This is a genomic window from Rhizobium sp. Root1204, from assembly GCF_001424965.1.
In the GTDB taxonomy this organism is placed as follows: domain Bacteria; phylum Pseudomonadota; class Alphaproteobacteria; order Rhizobiales; family Rhizobiaceae; genus Pararhizobium.
In genome coordinates, this window is the sequence record NZ_LMCZ01000006.1 from 423,746 (window position 1) to 443,958 (window position 20,213).

The following is a 20,213-nucleotide window of genomic DNA, read 5'->3' on the forward strand; positions in this document are numbered from 1 at the left end:
AGCCGGTTATGTTTTTCCTAACGGCCCTTGGAATTTGTCATGCCCGGATCATATTCAACTGCGATAGCTCAAGCGCAGGCAAGGCGGAAGAAGCGATGGCGCGACGGGATTCGGCAAGCGGTTTCACCTATTTCGCAGAGACGGTGGCGCTGGTATCGCATGGCCAGCCGGGCCATATCGTCGATACGCTGATTGCCGAACGCGGCCAGCGTATCGTCCAGCATCCGCTCTGGCCGGTGATGCGGCCGTTTCTCTACATGCTGCTGAACTACCGCAAGGCGATCGAGTTTGCCGACGCTGTTGCCAATGCCCCGGGTTTCCAGGCGTTCGAACACCTGAGCCGGACCCTGTCGCTTGATATCCGCGTGCGTAACGAAGAGCGTATCCCCGAAACGGGTGGTTTCTTGCTGGTGAGCAACCATCCGACCGGCATTGCCGACGGTATTGCGGTGTTTGATCTCTTAAAAATCCGCCGCCCCGACATGATGTTCTTTGCCAATCGCGATGCCATCCGGGTCAATCCGCGCTTTGCCGAAATGGTCATCCCGGTCGAGTGGCGCGAGGACTACAAGAGCAAGCTGAAGGCGCGTGAAACGCTGCAGATCACCAACCGGGCGATCTCGGAGGGCAAGGCGACAGTGCTGTTTCCCTCCGGCCGGATCGCCTATTGGGCGAATGGGCGGCTCAATGAGCGGCCATGGAAAACGTCGGCTGTCGGCTTTGCCCGCAAGTACAATCTGGCCATCCTGCCGGTGCATATGTCGGCGCGCAATTCCGGGCTGTTCTACTGGCTCGCCAAATGGTCGACCGAACTGCGCGACATGACGGTGTTTCATGAGCTTTTGAACAAGAAGGGCGACCTGTTCGATTTCACCATCGGCAACCTCATTCAGCCGGATGCGCTGGATGGCGATCCGATCGAGGTGACGCGCGCTCTGGAACGCCACACCGTCTTTGATCTGGCGTTCGATGGCAATACACAGTTCCGCAACCCGGTTTCGTCAGTGGAGACGATCGGGTAAATTCTGCATCATGCAGATTCGCTCCATGTTCGCCGCCAATTACCGTTCGCTCAAATCCATCCGCATGGATATGGCCGGCGTCAACCTGTTCATCGGCGAAAACGGTGTCGGCAAGTCCAATCTCTACCGTGCCCTGCAGCTGATCCAGGCGGCCGTGCGTGGGAGGCTGGCGCACGAGATTGCCCGCGAAGGCGGCATGGCTTCGGCGCTGTGGAGCGGCAGGCGCCGCAGCGGCGATCCCGTTCGCATCAAGCTTGAGGTCGAGCTGCTCGACGAGGTTCAGGCGCTGAGTTTCCTCTACCGTGTCGAGGCCGGGTTGCGTCCCGCAAAGGCTGCTGCCGGGTTCATCTTCGAGCCGCAGGTGAAGGAGGAGGAGCTGAAGGTCGATGCCGGCCGGCCGGTGACGGTTATGAAGCGGGCCGGGCCGGGCATCTTCGTCAGAAATGCGGCAGGCCGCATGGAGGAACACCCGGAACAGGCGCTGACCTCGGAAACCGCCATCGCGCTCTTGGGCGACGCCGGGCATTACCCGGAGATCGGCACGTTCCGGCGGGCGATCGATGGCTGGCGCTTTTTCCATGGGTTCCGCACGGACCGCGATTCACCGCTGCGCTCGCCCTGTCTTGCCGTCACCGCGCCGATGCTGGACGAGGACGGCTCCAACCTCGCGGCCGTCTTTGCGACGCTGTTTCATACCCGCCAGGATACGGTCGATCTCGACCGGGCGATTGCCGATGCCTTTGGCGGCGCCCGGCTTGTCGTGCCCGAACCAGAAGAGTTCGCCGAATTCTCGCTGGTCTTCCCGGATTTTCCGCAACGCCAGTTTTCACCGCGGGAGCTGTCGGACGGCCAGATGCGGTTCCTGGCGCTGGCTGGTGCGCTGCTCTCCTACCGCAAACCCCGCTTCATCGCGCTCAATGAACCGGAAACCAGCCTGCATCCCGACATGCTGCCCGCACTTGCCGAAATGATCGCGCAAGCATCGACCGACAGCCAGATCTGGATCGTCACCCATTCCGAACTGCTAGCCACGGAAATCCACAAGCGTTGCGGTACCCGCCCGAAACGGGTGATCCGCAACGACGGCGCGACCTGGATCGAGGGGATGCGGCTGACCGGCGTGATCGATGAGGATGATTAGAAACAAAAAAAGCCCCGCGATCGTCTCGCGGGGCTTCGTTCATTCCAAAACCTCAAAAAATCAGGCGATCTTCTGGCCGGTCTTGGCCCAGTCGGCCAGGAAGGTTTCGAGGCCCTTGTCGGTCAGCGGGTGCTTGACGAGGGCCTTCAGCGTTGCCGGCGGGGCGGTGATGACGTCGGCGCCGATCAGGGCGGCTTCCTTGACGTGGTTGACCGTACGGATCGAGGCGGCGAGGATTTCGGTCTCGTAGCCGTAGTTGTCGAAGATCTGGCGGATTTCGCGGATCAGGTCCATGCCGTCGAAGGCGATGTCGTCGAGGCGGCCGACGAAGGGCGAGACGAAGGTGGCGCCAGCCTTGGCGGCGAGCAGGGCCTGGTTGGCCGAGAAGCACAGGGTGACGTTGGTCAGGTGACCATCCGACGACAGGTTCTTGCAGGCCTTGAGGCCATCGAGCGTCAACGGCAGCTTGATGCAGATATTGTCGGCGATCTTCGAAATGACAGCCGCTTCCTTCATCATCTGCTCGTATTCGGTGGCGGCGACTTCGGCAGAAACCGGGCCTTCAACGATGCTGCAGATTTCCTTGGTCACTTCGACGATATTGCGGCCGGACTTCAGGATCAGCGAAGGGTTGGTCGTGACGCCGTCGACGAGGCCCAGGTCATTCAACTCCCGGATTTCATTGACATCGGCTGTATCGACAAAAAACTTCATTGGTATTCTCCCTTGGGATGCGGGGGCTGCTGTGTTGTTTCGGGGTTTTCTTTAACGCAATCCGGGGGCAAGGTCACGGCCGATGACTGAAGATTCGACCGATTTGTTTGACGACCTGTTCGCCCGCCGCGTCGTGCCCGTTCTGGTGCCGATGCCCGCCCCGAAACCATACTCCTATGCCGTGCCGGAGGGAATGGCCGTCGAGCCCGGATCGATCGTCCAGGTGCCGCTCGGGCCACGCCAGGTGGTGGGCGTCGTCTGGGACGGCGTTGACGATGGCAGTGTCGATCCAAAGAAATTGAAGGCGATTACCCAGGTCTTCGATTGCCCGCCTCTGGCGAAGGATATGCGCACCTTTCTCGACTGGGTCGCGTCCTATACGGTTTCACCGCCCGGTCTGGTGGCGCGCATGGCGCTCCGGGCTCCGGCGGCGTTTGATCCGGAGCCCATGATAGAAGGCTTGCGGCTGACGGACATGCGGCCGGAGCGGATGACATCGGCGCGTGAGCGGGTGATCGCGACGGCCGACAACGGATTTACCTGGACCCGTTCCGGGCTGGCGCATGCGGCTGGTACCTCGTCCAGCGTCATCGACGGGCTGACCGCGCAAGGCGTGTTCGAGACCGTGTTCATGCCGCCGCCGCCGGTGGTGGCGGCACCCGATCCCGATTATGCCGGGCACCGGCTCGAGGGACCGCAGAAACAGGCGGCCATCGATCTTCTGGAAAGCGTCGATGCCGGCGGGTTTTCTGTGTCCCTCATCGATGGCATTACCGGCTCCGGCAAGACCGAGGTCTATTTCGAGGCGATTGCCGCGACCCTGAAGGCCGGAAAGCAGGTGCTGATCCTTTTGCCGGAAATTGCGCTGACGGCGAGTTTCCTCGAACGGTTTCAGGATCGCTTTGGCTCCAAGCCGGCCGAATGGCACTCGGACCTTGCGCCACGGACCCGCGAAAAAGTCTGGCGGCAGGTGACGGAGGGCGGCGTGCGGGTCGTCGCCGGCGCGCGTTCCGCGCTGTTCCTGCCGTTCGAGAATCTTGGGCTGATCATTGTCGATGAGGAGCATGACCCGGCCTACAAGCAGGAAGATCGTGTCTTCTATAATGCGCGTGACATGGCGGTGGTGCGGGCCCGGATCGGCGAATTCCCGATCGTGCTGGTGTCTGCGACGCCATCGGTCGAAAGCCGGGTCAATGGCGATCTTGGCCGCTACAATCCGATCCATCTGCCGACGCGGTTTGGCGATGCGGCGCTGCCGGATCTGGGGCTTGTCGACATGCGCAAACATCCGCCGGAGCGCGGCGGTTTCCTGTCGCCGGTGATGCTGCGCTATATCGGCAAGGCGGTGGAGCGCGGTGAACAGGCGTTGCTGTTTCTCAACCGGCGCGGCTATGCGCCGCTGACGCTCTGCCGGGTCTGCGGCCACCGGTTTCAGTGCCCGGACTGCTCCAGCTGGCTGGTCGAGCACCGGTTCCGTGGCCAGATCCAGTGCCATCATTGCGGCTATGCGCAAAAGACGCCGGAGAGCTGCCCGGAATGCGGCACGCTCGATCATCTGGTTGCCTGCGGCCCGGGTGTCGAGCGGATCGCCGAGGAGGTCGACCGGCATTTTCCCGATGCCCGCACCATCGTGCTGTCGTCCGACCTGATGGGCGTCAAGCGCTTGCGGCTGGAGCTCGAAGCCATTGCCAAGGGCGAGGCGGATATTGTCGTCGGCACGCAGCTGGTCGCCAAGGGACATAATTTCCCGATGATGACTTTCGTCGGCATTGTCGATGCCGATATCGGGCTTGCCAACGGCGATCCGCGTGCGGCGGAGCGGACATTCCAGCTGCTTAGCCAGGTGACGGGCCGGGCGGGGCGCACCGGCCTCAAGTCGCTTGGCCTGCTGCAGACCTACCAGCCGCAACATCCGGTGATGCAGGCGATCGTTTCGGGCGATTCGGAAGCGTTTTACGAACGCGAAATCGGCGAGCGGGAAAAGGCATTGCTGCCGCCGTTTGGCCGCCTTGCCTCGATCATCGTCTCGGCCGATACCCGCCCCGATGCAGAGGGTCACGCGCGCGGTCTGCGGCAGGCGGCTCCCAAGGTGAGCGGCATTACTATTCTGGGCCCGGCCGAAGCGCCGCTGGCGCTGATCCGCGGACGGCACCGGTTCCGGCTTCTGGTGCACGGACGGCGCAACAGCGACATGCAGGCCTTCGTGAAGACGATGATGGCGAACGGGCCGAAGGTTCGCGGATCGGTCAGCGTCCAGCTGGATATCGATCCGCAGAGCTTTTTGTAGAATCGCGAAAAAGCCCCTCATCCGGCCTGTCGGCCACCTTCTCCCCGTCTGCGGGGAGAAGGGATATGCCGCACCTTCTTTCCACCTCGCGACGATATAGCTGGGAGCGAATGATCCGCTCCGTCGTCCCCTCTCCCCGCGAGCGGGGAGAGGGCTAGGGTGAGGGGCAGTCCGGCGTAGGCGGGCAAGCTACCTTTGGATTACCTCTCTGCACCTGATTCCCTTTTCCTTTCCACTGCGTTAATCCTCTCTCGTCGCGAAGTCGGCGCAAGACATGAGGGGACAGGCATGGAGTTCTACATTCCAACCGAAACGGGAGAATTCCTGGCGTTCTGCGCCGCCGTAATGACCTCGCTGCTCGGGCTTGTCTTCCTGTTTGCACCGGGCATTGCCTTCCGGGCTCTGGGGATAGATCTGCGTGAAGGCCGACGCGGCGGGTATGCGGAGGCGCGCTCCACGATGGGCGGCTTTCATCTCGGGCTTGGCATTGCCGCGCTGCTTTTGGCCCAGCCGATGGTCTATCTGGCGCTCGGTGCTGCCTTTGCGCTTGCGGCGTTCGGACGCATCCTGTCGATGCTGTCGGACAGCGGCAATACGGTTGTGAACTGGTTGTATCTGATCGTCCAGATCGTGCTCTCGGCGTTGCCCCTGGCCTATGTCTTTGGTTTTATCTAAACCCGGCCAGCAAGGGCCTACAGCGCGGACCTCGTCAGCTCATACCCCCTTTTTGTCAAAATTTGGCCAAACCGGCCAGAACTATGCGCATTCGTGCGGTTCGCGTGTTGCGAGTCCAGATATCCTATGCTAGACGAACCGCGACTTGTGGGGGAAACAGGCCGCCCGGCTTGTATGTCCTTTAAAATATAGCAACAAATTCAAGGTGTTGGGTTTACGGTTCTCCGCAGACATCGCTCTTGAATTAAAATAAGAGAAGCTTGTGCCCGTGGCAGACACATCCCAGCTTATTTCCGGTGTTGCAGAAAGGTACGCGTCTTCGCTTTTCGATCTCGCACTGGAGGCGGGTTCGGTGGAGAGCGTGGGGGCGGATCTGGACAAGTTCCAGTCGCTGATCAACGAGAGCGCTGATCTGAAGCGTCTTATCGTCAGCCCGATCTTTTCTGCCGACGACCAGTTCAAGGCCATTTCCGCGATCATCGCGAAGGCCGGTATTTCGGGTCTGGTCGGTAACTTCCTGAAGGTGGTTGCACGCAATCGCCGCCTGTTCGCGGTGCCTGGCATCGTCAAGTCCTATCGCGAAACTGCTGCCCGTCATCGTGGCGAAGTTTCTGCTGACGTGACTTCGGCGCATGCCCTGACGGCAGCGCAGCAGACTGAATTGAAGGCGGCGCTCAAGGGCGTCACCGGCAAAGACGTGACGCTCAACGTCACGGTTGAACCCTCTATTCTCGGTGGTCTGATCGTCAAGGTCGGGTCCCGCCAGATTGACACTTCCCTTCGCACAAAGCTTTCTAGCCTTAAGCTTGCACTGAAAGAGGTCGGCTGATGGATATCCGCGCCGCGGAAATTTCCGCAATTCTCAAAGATCAAATCAAAAACTTCGGCCAGGAGGCAGTTGTCTCCGAAGTCGGTCAAGTGCTTTCCGTCGGTGACGGTATTGCCCGCGTCTACGGTCTGGACAATGTTCAGGCAGGTGAGATGGTCGAATTCCCGGGTGGAATTCGCGGCATGGCGCTGAACCTTGAAGCCGACAACGTTGGTGTCGTTATTTTCGGCGCCGACCGCGAAATCAAGGAAGGCGACACCGTCAAGCGGACCGGCGCCATCGTTGACGTTCCGGTTGGTCCGGAACTGCTCGGCCGCGTTGTTGACGCACTCGGCAATCCGATCGACGGCAAGGGCCCGATCAATGCCAAGCAGCGCTCGCGCGTTGACGTCAAGGCGCCGGGCATCATCCCGCGCAAGTCGGTTCATGAGCCGATGTCGACCGGCCTCAAGGCCATCGACGCTCTGATCCCGGTTGGCCGCGGCCAGCGCGAGCTGGTCATCGGTGACCGTCAGACCGGCAAGACCGCCATCATTCTCGACACGATCCTGAACCAGAAGTCGATCCACGACAACGGCCCGGACAGCGAAAAGCTGTACTGCGTTTACGTCGCTATCGGCCAGAAGCGTTCGACGGTTGCTCAGTTCGTTAAGGTGCTCGAAGAGCGCGGCGCACTGAAGTACTCGATCATCATCGCCGCAACGGCGTCCGATCCGGCTCCGATGCAGTATCTCGCACCGTTCGCTGGCGCTGCCATGGGCGAATACTTCCGCGACAACAGCATGCACGCTCTGATCGGTTACGACGACTTGTCGAAGCAGGCTGTGGCCTATCGTCAGATGTCTCTGCTTCTGCGTCGTCCTCCGGGCCGCGAAGCTTATCCGGGCGACGTTTTCTACCTGCATTCCCGTCTGCTCGAGCGCGCTGCAAAGCTTTCCGACGAGATGGGTGCTGGTTCGCTGACGGCTCTGCCGGTCATCGAAACCCAGGGTAACGACGTTTCGGCGTTCATCCCAACCAACGTGATCTCGATCACCGACGGCCAGATCTTCCTTGAAACGGACCTGTTCTACCAGGGTATCCGCCCGGCTGTTAACGTCGGTCTGTCGGTTTCCCGCGTTGGTTCGGCCGCCCAGATCAAGGCGATGAAGCAGGTTGCTGGTTCGATCAAGGGTGAACTCGCCCAGTATCGCGAAATGGCAGCGTTTGCCCAGTTCGGTTCCGACCTCGATGCTGCAACGCAGCGTCTGTTGAACCGTGGTGCACGCCTGACCGAACTCCTGAAGCAGCCGCAGTTCTCGCCGCTGAAGACGGAAGAGCAGGTCGCGGTCATCTTCGCTGGCGTGAACGGTTACCTCGACAAGATCGCCGTCAACAAGGTTGGCGCGTTCGAGCAGGGTCTGCTGTCGTACATGCGTTCCGAAGGCAAGGACATTCTTGAGGCTATCCGCAAGGACAAGGCAATCAGCGACGACGTCAAGGGCAAGCTCAAGGCTGCCATCGACACGTTTGCGAAATCCTTCGCCTGATCGGGTACCAGTTAGGACGGACAACCGATGCCTTCACTTAAGGATCTGAAAAACAGGATCGCCTCCGTCAAGGCGACGCAGAAGATCACCAAGGCGATGAAAATGGTCGCCGCGGCGAAGCTTCGGCGTGCGCAGGAGGCGGCCGAGGCCGCACGGCCTTACTCGCAACGGATGAGCGCTGTTCTTTCGAACATCGCCGCCGCTGTCGGTTCGGATGATAGTGCACCTCGCCTGATGACCGGCAACGGTCAGAACCAGACGCATCTGCTCGTGGTCTGCACGGCGGAACGCGGCCTCTGCGGTGGTTTCAACTCGCAGATTGCCCGCTTTGCCCGTGACCACGTGCGCAAGCTGCTTGCCGAAGGCAAGACGGTGAAGATCGTCTGCGTCGGCAAGAAGGGCTTCGATATCCTGCGCCGCGAATTCGCATCGCTGATCATCGACCGTGTCGACCTGCGTGAAGTCAAGAAGATCGGCTTTGAAAATGCCGACCAGATTGGCAAGAAGATCATCAGCCTGTTCGAAAAGAACGAGTTCGATGTCTGCACGCTGTTCTATTCGGAATTCAAGTCGGTGATATCGCAGGTTCCGACAGCTCTTCAGCTGATCCCGGCTGCCGTTCCGGCAGGCGCGGAGCAGACGGATGCAGCGGCTGCGATCTACGAATACGAGCCAGATGCGGGCGAGATCCTCAACGATCTTATTCCGCGCAACATTTCGGTGCAGGTTTTCCGGGCTCTGCTCGAAAATGTTGCCGGTGAAATGGGTGCCAAAATGAGCGCGATGGACAACGCTACGCGCAATGCCGGTGAAATGATCAACAAGCTGACATTGTCCTACAACCGTCAGCGCCAGGCTCAGATCACCAAGGAACTCATTGAAATCATTTCGGGCGCGGAAGCGCTCTAAGGTTACGGAAAGAGGGTAAGGATTATGGCTAAGGCAGCTACCCCCAGTACAACAGCAGCGGCTAAGAAGCCGGCAGCAGTGAAGGCAGCAGCGGAAAAGCCGGCAGCAGCAGCGAAGGCCGCTGTGGCGAAGAAGGCACCGGCAGCCAAGGTTGCCGTCACGGCAGCTGGCGCAGTCGGCCGCGTTACGCAGGTCATCGGCGCCGTCGTCGACGTGACCTTCGATGAAGGTCAGCTGCCGCAGATCCTGAACGCGCTGGAAACCGACAACAACGGCAACCGCCTTGTTCTCGAAGTCGCACAGCATCTCGGTGAAAATGCCGTCCGCACGATCGCCATGGACTCGACCGAAGGTCTGGTTCGCGGTCAGCCGGTTACGGATACGGGCGCTCCGATCACCGTTCCGGTTGGTCTGGAAACGCTCGGCCGCATCATGAACGTCATCGGCGAGCCGGTTGACGAAGCTGGTCCGCTGATCACTTCGGGCAAGCGCTCGATCCACCAGGAAGCACCGTCCTACGTCGAACAGTCGACGGAAGCACAGATCCTCGTCACCGGCATCAAGGTTGTCGACCTGCTCGCTCCTTACGCCAAGGGCGGCAAGATCGGCCTGTTCGGCGGCGCCGGCGTTGGCAAGACGGTTCTGATCATGGAACTGATCAACAACGTCGCCAAGGCGCACGGTGGTTACTCGGTCTTCGCCGGCGTGGGTGAACGTACCCGCGAAGGCAACGACCTTTACCACGAAATGATCGAATCCGGCGTGAACAAGCACGGCGGTGGCGAAGGCTCCAAGGCGGCCCTCGTTTACGGCCAGATGAACGAACCGCCGGGCGCCCGCGCTCGCGTCGCTCTGACCGGTCTGACGATCGCTGAACAGTTCCGTGACGAAGGTCAGGACGTTCTGTTCTTCGTGGACAACATCTTCCGCTTCACCCAGGCAGGTTCCGAAGTGTCGGCTCTTCTCGGCCGTATTCCTTCGGCCGTTGGTTATCAGCCGACGCTCGCCACCGACATGGGCCAGATGCAGGAACGCATCACCACGACGACCAAGGGCTCGATCACCTCGGTTCAGGCCATCTACGTTCCGGCCGACGACTTGACCGACCCGGCGCCGGCAACCTCGTTCGCCCACTTGGACGCAACGACCGTTCTGTCGCGTTCGATCGCTGAAAAGGGTATCTACCCGGCCGTTGACCCGCTCGACTCGACCTCGCGCATGCTCGACCCGATGATCGTCGGCGAAGAGCACTACGAAGTGTCCCGTAAGGTGCAGACGACCCTGCAGCGCTACAAGTCGCTCCAGGACATCATCGCCATCCTGGGCATGGACGAACTGTCGGAAGAAGACAAGCTGGCCGTTGCCCGCGCCCGTAAGATCGAGCGCTTCCTGTCGCAGCCATTCTTCGTCGCCGAAGTCTTCACCGGTTCGCCGGGCAAGCTGGTTGCGCTCGAAGACACGATCAAGGGCTTCAAGGGCCTCGTCAACGGCGAGTACGACCATCTCCCGGAAGCCGCTTTCTACATGGTTGGTTCCATGGAAGAAGCGATCGAAAAGGCCAAGCGCCTGGCTGCCGAAGCCGCTTAATGACTTTTGATCGGGGCGCTAATGGCGCCCCGATCGTCACTCGCTGCGGCTGGCAGTTGTCCGGCCGCGCCGAACGGGATTTTCTGCCGGGGTTTCTCGCCGGTAGCGCCAAAAGAAGCGAATGATCATGGCTGATTTCAATTTCGAACTCGTCTCCCCGGAACGCCTGCTGCTTTCCGAGCGCGTCAGCGAAGTCGTTCTTCCGGCAACGGAAGGCGAAATGACCGTGATGGCCAATCATGCGCCCGTCATGACGACGATCAAGCCGGGCATTGTCACCGTCAAGGCTGTTGACGGCAAGGTTACGCGCTATGTCGTGTTTGGCGGTTTCGCCGATATCCTGCCGACCGGTTGCACGCTACTTGCCGAATCCGCTGTTCCGGTCAGCGAAGTCGATGCCCAGCTGATCCAGAGGCGCATGGACGCTGCCAAGTCCGAGCTGGAAGACGGCTCGCACAGCGACGAACACAAGACGCGCCTGGAAAGCTTTCTTGCAGAGCTGACGCAGTTGAATGAGATCGTTGTTGCAGCCTGAAAGGGTCAGTGACGTGACTTTCGAACCCCGCTCCGGCGGGGTTTTTTATTGTCCGGATTTTGCTCGCCGCGCGGTGGTTTAAGACCCCTTGCTGCCGGCGCACGCCGTGTCACCGGTTTGATCGTGCAAAGATCCAGCTGGCCGGATTGAGCGCCAGATAACCTCCTGTTTCGGGTAACAGCGTATCATTCGGCGGCCTGAGCGGTTTTGTGGGGGAGCTTTCCGGCAGGCCAGGTTTTCGCGTGCTCTTCTTCTTGCCGTCGGAGAGAAGGGACTGCCGCCTCTCTGAAGGTCTTGGGTAAGTCCGCGCACAAAAAAGCCCGGGATCGTAAAATCCCGGGCATCGCGGTTTTGAAGTCATTTTATCCCCGCAGATCAGCCAGCCATTTTGTCGGCGTAGGCGCGCTGTTCGTAGTGATGGCCAAAACGGCTCTTGAGGAACGCGTCGAGGCCGATTTCTTCCTGGCGGATGAAGCCCTTGGCGGGCAGCTCGCCCTTGGCCAGCATGTCGAGAACGGCGCAGATGCTGGTTGCCGTGGTGATCTGGATGGCACTCATCATGCGGCCGGCGACAACGGCGCTGTAGACCTTGTTGGCGTAGGTTTCCTGCACCAGGCGGCCTTCCTTGCGGCCCGAAACCGTAACGAAGATGATGACGACGTCCTGCATGGTCGAGGGCAGCGAGTTTTCGAAGATATCCTTCAGGACTTCACGGCGATGGCGCAGGCCGAGGTCGTTGAGCAGCGCCTTCATGATCGCGGCATGGCCGGGATAACGGATGGTGCGATAGTTGAGCGTGCGGACCTTGCCCTTCAGCGTTTCGCAGAGCGTGCCAAGGCCGCCCGACGTGTTGAAGGCTTCGTAGGTGACGCCGTCGAGCGAGAATTCTTCGCGTTCTTCGAGCGCCGGTACCGTGATCAACTGGCCTTCGACGATGGCTTCGCAGGGTTCGATATATTCGTTGATGACGCCGTCGGTGCTCCAGGTCAGGTTATAGTTCAGGGCGTTGGACGGATACTGCGGCAGGGCGCCGACGCGCATGCGGACGCTGTCAAGCGTGTCGAAGCGGCTGGCGAGATCGTTGGCAACGATGGAGATGAAGCCCGGTGCGAGGCCGCACTGCGGAATGAAGGCGGTGTTGGCCTTTTCGGCAATTTCCTTGACCTGGCGGGTGGATTCGACGTCTTCGGTCAGGTCGAGATAGTGGACACCGGCCTTGGAGGCGGCTTCGGCAATCGCGATCGTCAGATGGAACGGGGCAGCGCTGAGGACGGCAAACTTGCCGGTCAGCAACTTGACCATGGCAGCGCTGTCGGAGATGTCGATTTCCGTGACCGAAATGGCGTCGTGCTTTTCGATCAGGGCAAGCTGCTCGGCGCTGCGGTCGGCCAATGTCACCTGATAATCGCCGGAATGGGCGAGAAGGCGGGCAATGGTCGAGCCGATCTTGCCGGCGCCGATGACAACGATGTTTTTCATAGTAAGTTCCCCGAATGAGTCTGTCTGTAGCGTCATTGTCCGCTTTTCGATGGTTGATATGAAGCGCTGATCTGATAAAAATGCCGACCAATAATCGGCATAATGCCGATCTGGATGATCAATATGACGTTAGTAGACAAGGACCGGCAGCTTCTCGCCATTCTCAGCGAGAATGCCCGCATGCCGACGGCGCTTCTGGCGCGAAAACTCGGTCTTTCACGCACCACGGTACAGGCAAAGCTCGAGCGGCTGGAGCGGGACGGTATCATTGCCGGTTATGGCGTGCGCCTGTCGGATGATTTCGAAAAGGGGCTGGTCAAGGCGCATGTGTTGATCACGCTCGCGGCCAAGGCGCTGGGGCGGGTGACGCAGGACCTGCACGATATCGAGGACGTGCGGACGCTGCATTCGGTGAGCGGCAGCTTCGACCTGATCGCCATCGTCGCGGCGTCATCGATCAGCGAACTCGATCTGGTGATCGACCGGATCGGCGAGATCGACGGGGTGGAAAAGACGCTGTCGTCAATCATTCTGTCGACGCGGATCAACCGGTAGTCATTCGGCCAGTGAGGCGCTTGGCAACCGCCCCTCACCCTAACCCTCTCCCCGCTTGCGGGGAGAGGGAATGATAGAGGTTGCCGCTTGTTCCCTTCTCCCCGTTTACGGGGGAAGGTCCCCGACAGGGCGGATGAGGGGCGACCCCAGCGCGTCCTTACCCAAACAATGCCATGCTGGCCCGAAGCGTTACCCAGATGCCCCAGAGCATCGGAATGCCGACGATGGCCCAGGCGATCAGGGCTGTCCCATCGAAACTGCCAGTGCCGATGCCGAAGGAACCGGTCGGACCCGCGTTTGCGGCAGCCGACTTGGCCTGCAGGGCAGCCACTTCCTCATCCTTCATGAACCACGTGTCCGCCAGCGGCCGGACCAGCGCATTGGCGATCAGGCCCAGCGCTAGCATGCAAGCGAGGATGTACATCGTGCCGGTATAAAGCTCGGGTCCTGGGGCGACGCCGGCTGAAATCTGCGCTTCGCGGATATAGTTGACCACGACGGGACCGACGATGCCGGCCGTTGCCCAGGCTGTCAGCAGGCGCCCGTGGATGGCGCCGACGAACTGCGTGCCGAAGATGTCGGCGAGATAGGCCGGGATGGTGGCAAAGCCGCCGCCATACATCGACAGGATGATGCCGAAAGCGAGCACGAACAGCGCCTTGTTGCCGAGACCGGCCAGCGTCGGCGCCAGCGCATAGAGCGCGATGCCGAGGATGAAGAAGCAGAAGTAGGTGTTCTTGCGGCCGATCTTGTCCGACAGCGATGCCCAGAAGAAGCGGCCGCCGATGTTGAACAGGGAGAGAAGCCCGGTAAAGCCCGCCGCGATGGCGGCGATTGATGCCTTCTGCGTCGTATCAAGGTCGGCAAAGGCGACATCCGGCAGGCCGATCAGCGAACCGGCGAAGATTTCCTGCAGCATCGGCGATGCCATGCCGATGACACCGATACCGGCCGAGACATTCAGGCAGAGGACTGCCCAGATCAACCAGAACTGCTTTGTCTTGTGGGCGTCGCGCAGATGCACGTGCTTGGTGGTGATCATCGTGCTTTTGGAGGCTGGCGGTGTCCAGCCTTCCGGACGCCAGCCGGCAGGCGGGATGCGGTACCCGAAGGCGCCACCCATCATGAAGACGAAATAGATGATGGCCATGACGACGAAGGTCTGCCAGACGCCGGCCGAAACATCGGTGCGGAAAGTGGTCATCAGCAGGTTTGCAAGCGGAGCGCCGATCATGGCGCCGCCGCCAAAGCCCATGATCGCCATGCCGGTCGCCATGCCCCGCCGATCGGGGAACCATTTGATCAGGGTGGAAACCGGCGAGATGTAACCGAGGCCAAGACCGATGCCGCCGATCACTCCGGCGCCGAGCCACATCAGCCAGAGCTGATGGGTATAGACGCCAAGTGCTGCGACAAGAATGCCGCCGCACCAGCAGCAGGCGGAGACGAAGCCTGCCTTGCGCGGACCGACGCGTTCCAGCCAGCCGCCCCAAATGGCGGCTGAACAGCCAAGCAGCACGAAGAACAGCGTATAAATCCAGCCGAGATCGGCGACGCGCCAGTTGCAGGTGGTGGTAAACAGCGCAGACGCGAGGTTCATGCTGGCGCAGGTGTCAGGCGTGGTGCCGAGCGCCTTGGACAGCGGCAGCCAGAAGACGCTGAAGCCATAGGCCATGCCGATACAGAGATGGATGGCAAGTGCCGCAGGCGGTACGAGCCAGCGGTTGAAGCCGGGCCTGGCGATGATGCGTTCGCGGTCGAGAAGACCCACCGAGCCTCCGCCCACATAGGTGTCCGTTGTTGCCGTCATGAATTTTGTCCTCCGTGCGCCCAAGCGGGCGGTTCCCAATGAAGCCATTTCGGGGTCGGCAGAGGTTTGTTTTGCACCACCCGCTCCTCAACGCGTGGTGCCGTCTTTGCCGTCCTTGCCAACATGGGAGCAATCGGCATGCCAAATTGGCTCATTCAGGATTTCAATGGTTTATGGGAGGCACGCCGCCGGTAGCGGACAAAATGTCCGAAACTTGGCGGACATTTTGTCCGCTCTAGCTGGCTTCTGGCAGCCAGACGGAAAAGGTGGTTCCTTTTCCGGGGGCGCTTTGAACCGAAATACGGCCGCCCTGGCGGGAGATCAACCGCTGGCTGATGGACAGGCCAAGACCGGTTCCTTCCTGGCGTTTGGTGGTGAAGAACGGATCGAAGATCTTGCCGATCAACTCCGGCGTCATGCCGACGCCCGTATCGGTAATGTCAATCACGACGCCGGGCCGGGCCTCGATATCCTGGTCCAGTGTTCGGATCGTCAGGGATCCGCCCTTCGGCATGGCGTGGATGGCATTGACGATCAGGTTGATGGCCACCTGTTGCAGCTCCGTCCGGTTCATCAGAACCAGCCGGGTTGCCTTGTCGTCGCGGACAAGCTTGATGGCGGCCTTGTGCAGAAGATGCTGCACCAGCGGCAGGCAATCGGAGATCACGTTCGATGGCGCGTGGCGCTCGACGTAACCGGCATATTCCTCCGGCTTGGCAAATTGCAGGAGTTTGGTGACGATCTGGCTGATGCGGTGGATCTGCTCATCGATCAGCCGGAACTCGACCTTCGCTTCTTCGGCCCTTGCGCCCAGCACGCTGCGCACCACGTCGAGATTGCCCTGGATGACGGCGATCGGATTGTTGATCTCATGGGCAACGCCGGCGGTGATCTGGCCAATGGCGGCGAGTTTTTCCGACATGATCAGCTGCTTGGTTGTCGCCTCGATCTGGCGGTTGGCAAGCTCCAGTTCGCTGGTCCGTTCGGCCACACGATCGTTCAGTTCCTCGTTCCATTGCCGCAGCTCCCGGTCGCGCTGCTGCAGCTGGTCGAGCAGGCCGTCGAGATGCAGCGCCACGCGGCCGATCTCGTCGCTGGCTGCCTTCAGTTCGGTGCGCGCGCCCATATTGCCGCCCTCGACGCGAGTAATCGTGTCGCTCATGCGCTCCAGCGGTTTGAAGATTGCCCGTGCCCAGCGCAGGAAGATCGGTACGCTGATGGCAGTGACGACGAGAAAGGCAAGCACGATGGTCAGTAGAGTGGCGTATTTCGCCTGCCGGAACGGCGTTTCGAGAAAGCCGACATAGAGCATGCCGACGCGCTTGCCGAAACTGTCGACGATCGGTTCGTAAGCCGAGATGTACCAGTCGTTGACGACAAAGGCGCTGTCGAGCCACGTCCGGCCCTCGTCCAGAACGGCGGCCCGCACGGCAGCCGAGACGCGGGTTCCGAGCGCGCGGCGATCCTCGAACAGGCGGACATTGGTGCTGACGCGCACATCCTCGACAAACAGCGTCGCAGTGCCCTTGCTGCCTTCCGGCAGGCTTGCCTCACGGTAGACGAGGTCGTTGATCGTATCGATGAAGACAAGATTCTGGTTGAGCAGGATACCGCCGACAAGCGCTGCTTTCTCGCCATTTGCCAGCGTTACGGGACTGGCGGAATGAACGACCATTCCACGGGTCTCGATTTTCCTGTCGGTTGGCACCGCGTTTGGCGTCTCTACCAGCTCGATCTGGGCGCGTGCAGCCAGGGCGGGGGACAGGGCTGCCAGTTGTTCAATGGAAAAAATGTCGATGGCGGTCGAGGATGTGCCGCGAAGCGCAGTGGCCACCACCGGCCATGCGCCAGACGGTAGTCCGGCTGTGTTTACGGGTTGGCCTTGCCGATCCACCAGCATCAGAAAATCGAGCCCCAGTTTCGCGCGGCTTCTCTCAAGGAATGCTGGCAAGAGCGGCATCTCGCTGGAGCCGACAGTGTCGCGAAACGCGGCGGAGACGGCCAGTGCCTGAATATGCTCGCCGGTGTTTTCGAGAATGCGGGACAGATATTGGTGAGCGATGGTCAGGTCGCCATTGACCTTGGTGATCAGAAGCGCGTCGAACTTGGCGTTCCAGCGGGCAATGGCGATGCCGAGCAGGAGCGGCAGGATGACCAGCGTCGGCAGCAGCGCGATGGCCAGCAGCCGGAACCGGATGGAGCGGGCAGGGCGTTCCTGCGGGCGGGAGGACTCAGCCATTCCAGACGGCACATTTGCGGTCGATGGTCTTGCGCGAAATGCCAAGGCGGCGGGCTGCTTCATCACGATTGCCGCCGGTTTCCTCCAGCACTGCCAGAATATGCCGGCGTTCGATGTCATCCAGCGTCTCGCCGGCGGATTGCTGGCTGTGGCCGCCTCGAAAATCGCCAGGGAATTTTCCGAGGATCAGCGAGCGCTCGATCAGATTGCGCAACTCGCGCACATTGCCCGGCCAGGGGTAGCGGGTGAGAGCCGCCCGCACCGGCGCGTCGATCGTCACCTGCGGCATGCCAAGTTGCTGTGACAGTTTCAGCATGAACAGATCGGCCAGTTCCTGCACGTCATTGCCGCGCTCGCGCAGCGGCGGCAGGTAGAGTTGCATCACATTGATCCGGTAGAACAGGTCGGCGCGGAAGCGGCCCTTTTCGACCTCCTTCTGCAGATCGGCATTGGTGGCGAAGATGAAGCGGAGATCGACCGGTACCTCGCGCTCCGAACCGACCGGCCGAACGCGGCGATCCTCAATGACGCGCAACAGTTTGCTCTGCGTGGCGAGCGGCATTTCGCCGATTTCGTCCAGGAACAATGTGCCGCCCTGCGCATAGGTGAACAGGCCCTCGCGATTGTTTTCAGCCCCTGTGAAAGCGCCCTTGATATGGCCGAACAGTTCGGTCTCGATCATATCGGCCGGGATGGCAGCGCAATTGACCGGCACGAAGGGTTTTTCGGCCCGATCGGACAGGGTGTGCAACGAGCGGGCGGCAACTTCCTTGCCGGTTCCGGATTCGCCGGTCAACAATACTGAAGTCGGTAGCGGCGCGACCCGCGCGATGGTGTCGCGGACATCGCCGATCACCCGTGACGTACCGATCAGCCGGTCGCGCAAAAGGATGTGATCGGACGTTGCCTTCAACTCGTAGCGCAGCACGAAATTTTCGCGCTGCAGCCGCATCCGGTCGAGGCAGCGGGCGACGGAATTGAGGATCTGGTTGGAGCGGAACGGTTTCAAGACAAAATCGACGGCGCCGGCGCGCAGAGCCTGGATCGCGGTTTCAAGATCGGCAAAGGCGGTGATCAGGATCGCTTCGGCGAAAAAGCCGATGGCGCGCTGTTCGGCCAGCCAGTCGACGCCGTTCTTGCCGGGCATGATATTGTCGAGGATGACGACGTCGAAATGGTGCGCGTCGAGCTTGCGCGAGGCTTCGTCGGTATCGGCCGCCTCTTCGATCCGCTTGCAGCGGGGGCCGAGCGTGCGGACGAGAAAATTGCGCATTCCTGGTTCGTCATCGACAATCAGGATGGAGGCCTGCGCCAGCCACGGGCCGAACTCCGGATCGCGCTCCGGCACGGACGTCTTTCGCGCTGCCTCTCCCTGCAAAAGTCTCTCCCTCTTTTGACGGGGCGACCTTAGCAAGGCTGGCGGGCAGGTACAAAGCTCTTTCGAAACTCTTTTGCCCAACAGCCGCTTGGTCGCCGCTGATCGGCCTTGTTTATTCGTTGGTTCAACTCTGCTAGAGGCCGGATCTGATGAAGGCGAAGGGCGTTTCGATGAATGCACTAAAAATTCCGGATCACGATGCCTGGAGCGCTTGGCATCCGCTGGAACTGGCAGCCCGGCTGTCCGGCGTGACGAAACCCTGGTGCGTTGTCGGCGGTTGGGCGCTTGACCTGTGGCATGGTGAGCAGATCCGCGACCACGACGATCTCGAATTCACTGTGTTGCGCGAGCATACCGGGATATTTCGCGACGCTTTGAAAGGGCTCGAATTTTACACCGCAGGCAGCGGCGTCGTGACGCCACTGCCGCATGGCGTGGAGCCGCCGGCCGATATCGCGCAGATCTGGTGCATGGACGCCGCCGCGCGCCGCTGGCGCGTGGACATGATGATCGAGCCCGGAACGGAGCAGACATGGGTCTGCAAACGCGACCCGCAAATCCACGGCCCCCGTCATGATTTCGTGCGCAAGACTGTCGAGGGCATTCCCTATCTGGCTCCGGCCGCGATCCTTCTTTTCAAGGCAAAGTACCAACGGACAAAGGACGAAGCCGATTTCGAGACTGCCTTGCCGAAGCTGACCACGCCGGAACGGAAATGGTTGAAGGCCAGCCTCGGGCTAGTGCATCCGGGGCATGACTGGATTGGCGTGCTTTAAGAGGCGCCAATCTACCGCACCTTCAACCCCAGTTCCGCGAGCAGTTGCCCGGCCTGATCCCGCGAGATCGTTGCGCCTTTGAATTGTTTGGCGTTCAGCAGGCGGATGCCGCCCAGATCTGCGCCGCGCAGGTCGGCGCCTTCGAAGCGGCATTCGGCGAGGTTTGCATCGCGCAGGCTGCAATCCTGAAAGATCGCATCGCGGAAATCGCATTTCTTCAGGTCGGCCATCTGGAAGTCGAGGCCGTTCAGGCGGGCCTTGCGAAAGGAGAGGCCGGGAAGGCGGGCATCGGCGAGGCGGGTTTCGTCGAAGGTCAGGTTGAGGGTTTTGGTTTCGGAGAGGTTGGCTCCCGTCAGCTTGCACCGGGAAAATTGCGCTCCTGTCAGCGTCGCACCCCGGAAATTGCTGTTGTTGAAGTCACAGGCTTCAATCTTGCTTTCGGAAAGGTCGCAGCCGGTGAAATCGGCCTGGCCGCCCTTGCAGCTAGACCAGAGCGTCGCACTCAGTTTCGCCCCTATGAAATTGGCTTGCTTGACGGTACATGCTTCGAACACCCAGCCTTCCAGCATCAGGCGCGACAGGTCGACTTCCTCAAACACGCAGGCGACAAGCTTGTGCGGTTGTCCACTTTTCGAAAGGAGTTCGACCTCCGCGCGATCAAGCGCACGGTTTTCGAGGACATTTTCCGTTGGAATTGGGGTGCCCGGGGAGGCGGATGGCGCCATGTCGCTGTTCCTTGTTCGTCATT

17 protein-coding genes are annotated in these 20,213 nt (G+C 60.8%); 11 read left to right on the forward strand and 6 right to left on the reverse strand.

Annotation, left to right across the window (positions count from 1 at the left end):
* Positions 1 to 95 precede the first annotated feature (95 nt).
* Together ASC96_RS09560 and ASC96_RS09565 are read left to right on the forward strand one after the other, a co-directional pair.
* Positions 96 to 1,022 (forward strand): GNAT family N-acetyltransferase, encoded by a 927-nt coding sequence (locus ASC96_RS09560; protein ID WP_060502761.1) that lies wholly within the window; start codon positions 96 to 98, stop codon positions 1,020 to 1,022.
* A gap of 10 nt (positions 1,023 to 1,032) precedes the next feature.
* Positions 1,033 to 2,163 (forward strand): AAA family ATPase, encoded by a 1,131-nt coding sequence (locus ASC96_RS09565; RefSeq protein ID WP_060502762.1) that lies wholly within the window; start codon positions 1,033 to 1,035, stop codon positions 2,161 to 2,163.
* A gap of 60 nt (positions 2,164 to 2,223) precedes the next feature.
* Here ASC96_RS09565 and fsa read toward each other — a convergent pair whose 3' ends face one another.
* Positions 2,224 to 2,877 (reverse strand): fructose-6-phosphate aldolase, encoded by a 654-nt coding sequence (gene fsa / locus ASC96_RS09570; protein WP_060502763.1) that lies wholly within the window; start codon positions 2,875 to 2,877, stop codon positions 2,224 to 2,226.
* 82 nt (positions 2,878 to 2,959) lie between these two features.
* On the opposite strand from fsa, the gene ASC96_RS09575 reads away from it, so the two are divergent.
* The 7 genes from ASC96_RS09575 (at position 2,960) to ASC96_RS09605 (ending at position 11,228) form a co-directional block, all read left to right on the forward strand.
* Entirely contained in the window at positions 2,960 to 5,164 is a 2,205-nt protein-coding gene (locus tag ASC96_RS09575) for a primosomal protein N' (RefSeq protein ID WP_060502764.1), read from the forward strand.
* Positions 5,165 to 5,452: 288 nt separating this feature from the next.
* Positions 5,453 to 5,839 carry a hypothetical protein gene (locus tag ASC96_RS09580; protein ID WP_060502765.1) on the forward strand — a complete coding sequence of 129 codons (387 nt, stop codon included), beginning with the start codon at positions 5,453 to 5,455 and terminating at the stop codon, positions 5,837 to 5,839.
* Positions 5,840 to 6,101: 262 nt separating this feature from the next.
* Positions 6,102 to 6,668, forward strand: a complete 567-nt coding sequence (locus ASC96_RS09585; protein ID WP_060502766.1) for a F0F1 ATP synthase subunit delta — start codon at positions 6,102 to 6,104, stop codon at positions 6,666 to 6,668.
* Complete coding sequence (gene atpA / locus ASC96_RS09590) at positions 6,668 to 8,197, forward strand: F0F1 ATP synthase subunit alpha (RefSeq protein ID WP_060502767.1); 1,530 nt, start codon at positions 6,668 to 6,670, stop codon at positions 8,195 to 8,197. Before ASC96_RS09585 ends, atpA begins: the two co-directional genes overlap by 1 nt.
* A 27-nt stretch (positions 8,198 to 8,224) precedes the next feature.
* Positions 8,225 to 9,106 carry a F0F1 ATP synthase subunit gamma gene (locus ASC96_RS09595; protein WP_060502768.1) on the forward strand — a complete coding sequence of 294 codons (882 nt, stop codon included), beginning with the start codon at positions 8,225 to 8,227 and terminating at the stop codon, positions 9,104 to 9,106.
* 24 nt (positions 9,107 to 9,130) lie between these two features.
* Positions 9,131 to 10,693 (forward strand): F0F1 ATP synthase subunit beta, encoded by a 1,563-nt coding sequence (gene atpD / locus ASC96_RS09600; protein WP_082511998.1) that lies wholly within the window; start codon positions 9,131 to 9,133, stop codon positions 10,691 to 10,693.
* A gap of 127 nt (positions 10,694 to 10,820) precedes the next feature.
* On the forward strand, positions 10,821 to 11,228 hold the full coding sequence (locus ASC96_RS09605; protein WP_060502876.1) for a F0F1 ATP synthase subunit epsilon: 408 nt from the start codon (positions 10,821 to 10,823) through the stop codon (positions 11,226 to 11,228).
* 375 nt (positions 11,229 to 11,603) lie between these two features.
* On the opposite strand, the gene ASC96_RS09610 is transcribed toward ASC96_RS09605, so the two are convergent.
* Positions 11,604 to 12,743, reverse strand: coding sequence for a saccharopine dehydrogenase family protein (locus tag ASC96_RS09610; protein ID WP_082511999.1), 1,140 nt, complete (start codon positions 12,741 to 12,743; stop codon positions 11,604 to 11,606).
* A gap of 87 nt (positions 12,744 to 12,830) precedes the next feature.
* Between ASC96_RS09610 and ASC96_RS09615 the strand changes: the two genes are divergently transcribed.
* Positions 12,831 to 13,262 carry an Lrp/AsnC family transcriptional regulator gene (locus ASC96_RS09615; protein ID WP_037097622.1) on the forward strand — a complete coding sequence of 144 codons (432 nt, stop codon included), beginning with the start codon at positions 12,831 to 12,833 and terminating at the stop codon, positions 13,260 to 13,262.
* Between the two features lie 157 nt (positions 13,263 to 13,419).
* On the opposite strand, the gene ASC96_RS09620 is transcribed toward ASC96_RS09615, so the two are convergent.
* The 3 genes from ASC96_RS09620 to ASC96_RS09630 all read right to left on the reverse strand — a co-directional run bounded on the left by ASC96_RS09620 (position 13,420) and on the right by ASC96_RS09630 (position 18,689).
* Positions 13,420 to 15,072, reverse strand: coding sequence for an OFA family MFS transporter (locus tag ASC96_RS09620; RefSeq protein WP_060502770.1), 1,653 nt, complete (start codon positions 15,070 to 15,072; stop codon positions 13,420 to 13,422).
* Between the two features lie 235 nt (positions 15,073 to 15,307).
* Entirely contained in the window at positions 15,308 to 17,311 is a 2,004-nt protein-coding gene (locus ASC96_RS09625) for a HAMP domain-containing sensor histidine kinase (RefSeq protein WP_060502771.1), read from the reverse strand.
* The gene (locus tag ASC96_RS09630) at positions 17,304 to 18,689 is read right to left on the reverse strand and encodes a sigma-54 dependent transcriptional regulator (RefSeq protein WP_060502772.1); all 1,386 of its coding nucleotides are present in this window, start codon (positions 18,687 to 18,689) and stop codon (positions 17,304 to 17,306) included. Before ASC96_RS09630 ends, ASC96_RS09625 begins: the two co-directional genes overlap by 8 nt.
* Before the next feature lie 149 nt (positions 18,690 to 18,838).
* Between ASC96_RS09630 and ASC96_RS09635 the strand changes: the two genes are divergently transcribed.
* Positions 18,839 to 19,465, forward strand: coding sequence for an amino acid transporter (locus ASC96_RS09635; RefSeq protein ID WP_244481956.1), 627 nt, complete (start codon positions 18,839 to 18,841; stop codon positions 19,463 to 19,465).
* 11 nt (positions 19,466 to 19,476) lie between these two features.
* On the opposite strand, the gene ASC96_RS09640 is transcribed toward ASC96_RS09635, so the two are convergent.
* Positions 19,477 to 20,190 carry a pentapeptide repeat-containing protein gene (locus ASC96_RS09640; RefSeq protein ID WP_082512000.1) on the reverse strand — a complete coding sequence of 238 codons (714 nt, stop codon included), beginning with the start codon at positions 20,188 to 20,190 and terminating at the stop codon, positions 19,477 to 19,479.
* Positions 20,191 to 20,213 lie beyond the last annotated feature (23 nt).

Bases quoted from the DNA above. Each gene is read 5' to 3' on its own strand.
- ASC96_RS09560 (WP_060502761.1), top strand. From the start codon at position 96: ATGGCGCGACGGGATTCGGCAAGCGGTTTCACCTATTTCGCAGAGACG.
- ASC96_RS09565 (WP_060502762.1), top strand. From the start codon at position 1,033: ATGCAGATTCGCTCCATGTTCGCCGCCAATTACCGTTCGCTCAAATCC.
- fsa (WP_060502763.1), bottom strand. From the start codon at position 2,877: ATGAAGTTTTTTGTCGATACAGCCGATGTCAATGAAATCCGGGAGTTG.
- ASC96_RS09575 (WP_060502764.1), top strand. From the start codon at position 2,960: ATGACTGAAGATTCGACCGATTTGTTTGACGACCTGTTCGCCCGCCGC.
- ASC96_RS09580 (WP_060502765.1), top strand. From the start codon at position 5,453: ATGGAGTTCTACATTCCAACCGAAACGGGAGAATTCCTGGCGTTCTGC.
- atpA (WP_060502767.1), top strand. From the start codon at position 6,668: ATGGATATCCGCGCCGCGGAAATTTCCGCAATTCTCAAAGATCAAATC.
- ASC96_RS09595 (WP_060502768.1), top strand. From the start codon at position 8,225: ATGCCTTCACTTAAGGATCTGAAAAACAGGATCGCCTCCGTCAAGGCG.
- atpD (WP_082511998.1), top strand. From the start codon at position 9,131: ATGGCTAAGGCAGCTACCCCCAGTACAACAGCAGCGGCTAAGAAGCCG.
- ASC96_RS09605 (WP_060502876.1), top strand. From the start codon at position 10,821: ATGGCTGATTTCAATTTCGAACTCGTCTCCCCGGAACGCCTGCTGCTT.
- ASC96_RS09610 (WP_082511999.1), bottom strand. From the start codon at position 12,743: ATGACGCTACAGACAGACTCATTCGGGGAACTTACTATGAAAAACATC.
- ASC96_RS09615 (WP_037097622.1), top strand. From the start codon at position 12,831: ATGACGTTAGTAGACAAGGACCGGCAGCTTCTCGCCATTCTCAGCGAG.
- ASC96_RS09620 (WP_060502770.1), bottom strand. From the start codon at position 15,072: ATGACGGCAACAACGGACACCTATGTGGGCGGAGGCTCGGTGGGTCTT.
- ASC96_RS09625 (WP_060502771.1), bottom strand. From the start codon at position 17,311: ATGGCTGAGTCCTCCCGCCCGCAGGAACGCCCTGCCCGCTCCATCCGG.
- ASC96_RS09635 (WP_244481956.1), top strand. From the start codon at position 18,839: ATGAAGGCGAAGGGCGTTTCGATGAATGCACTAAAAATTCCGGATCAC.
- ASC96_RS09640 (WP_082512000.1), bottom strand. From the start codon at position 20,190: ATGGCGCCATCCGCCTCCCCGGGCACCCCAATTCCAACGGAAAATGTC.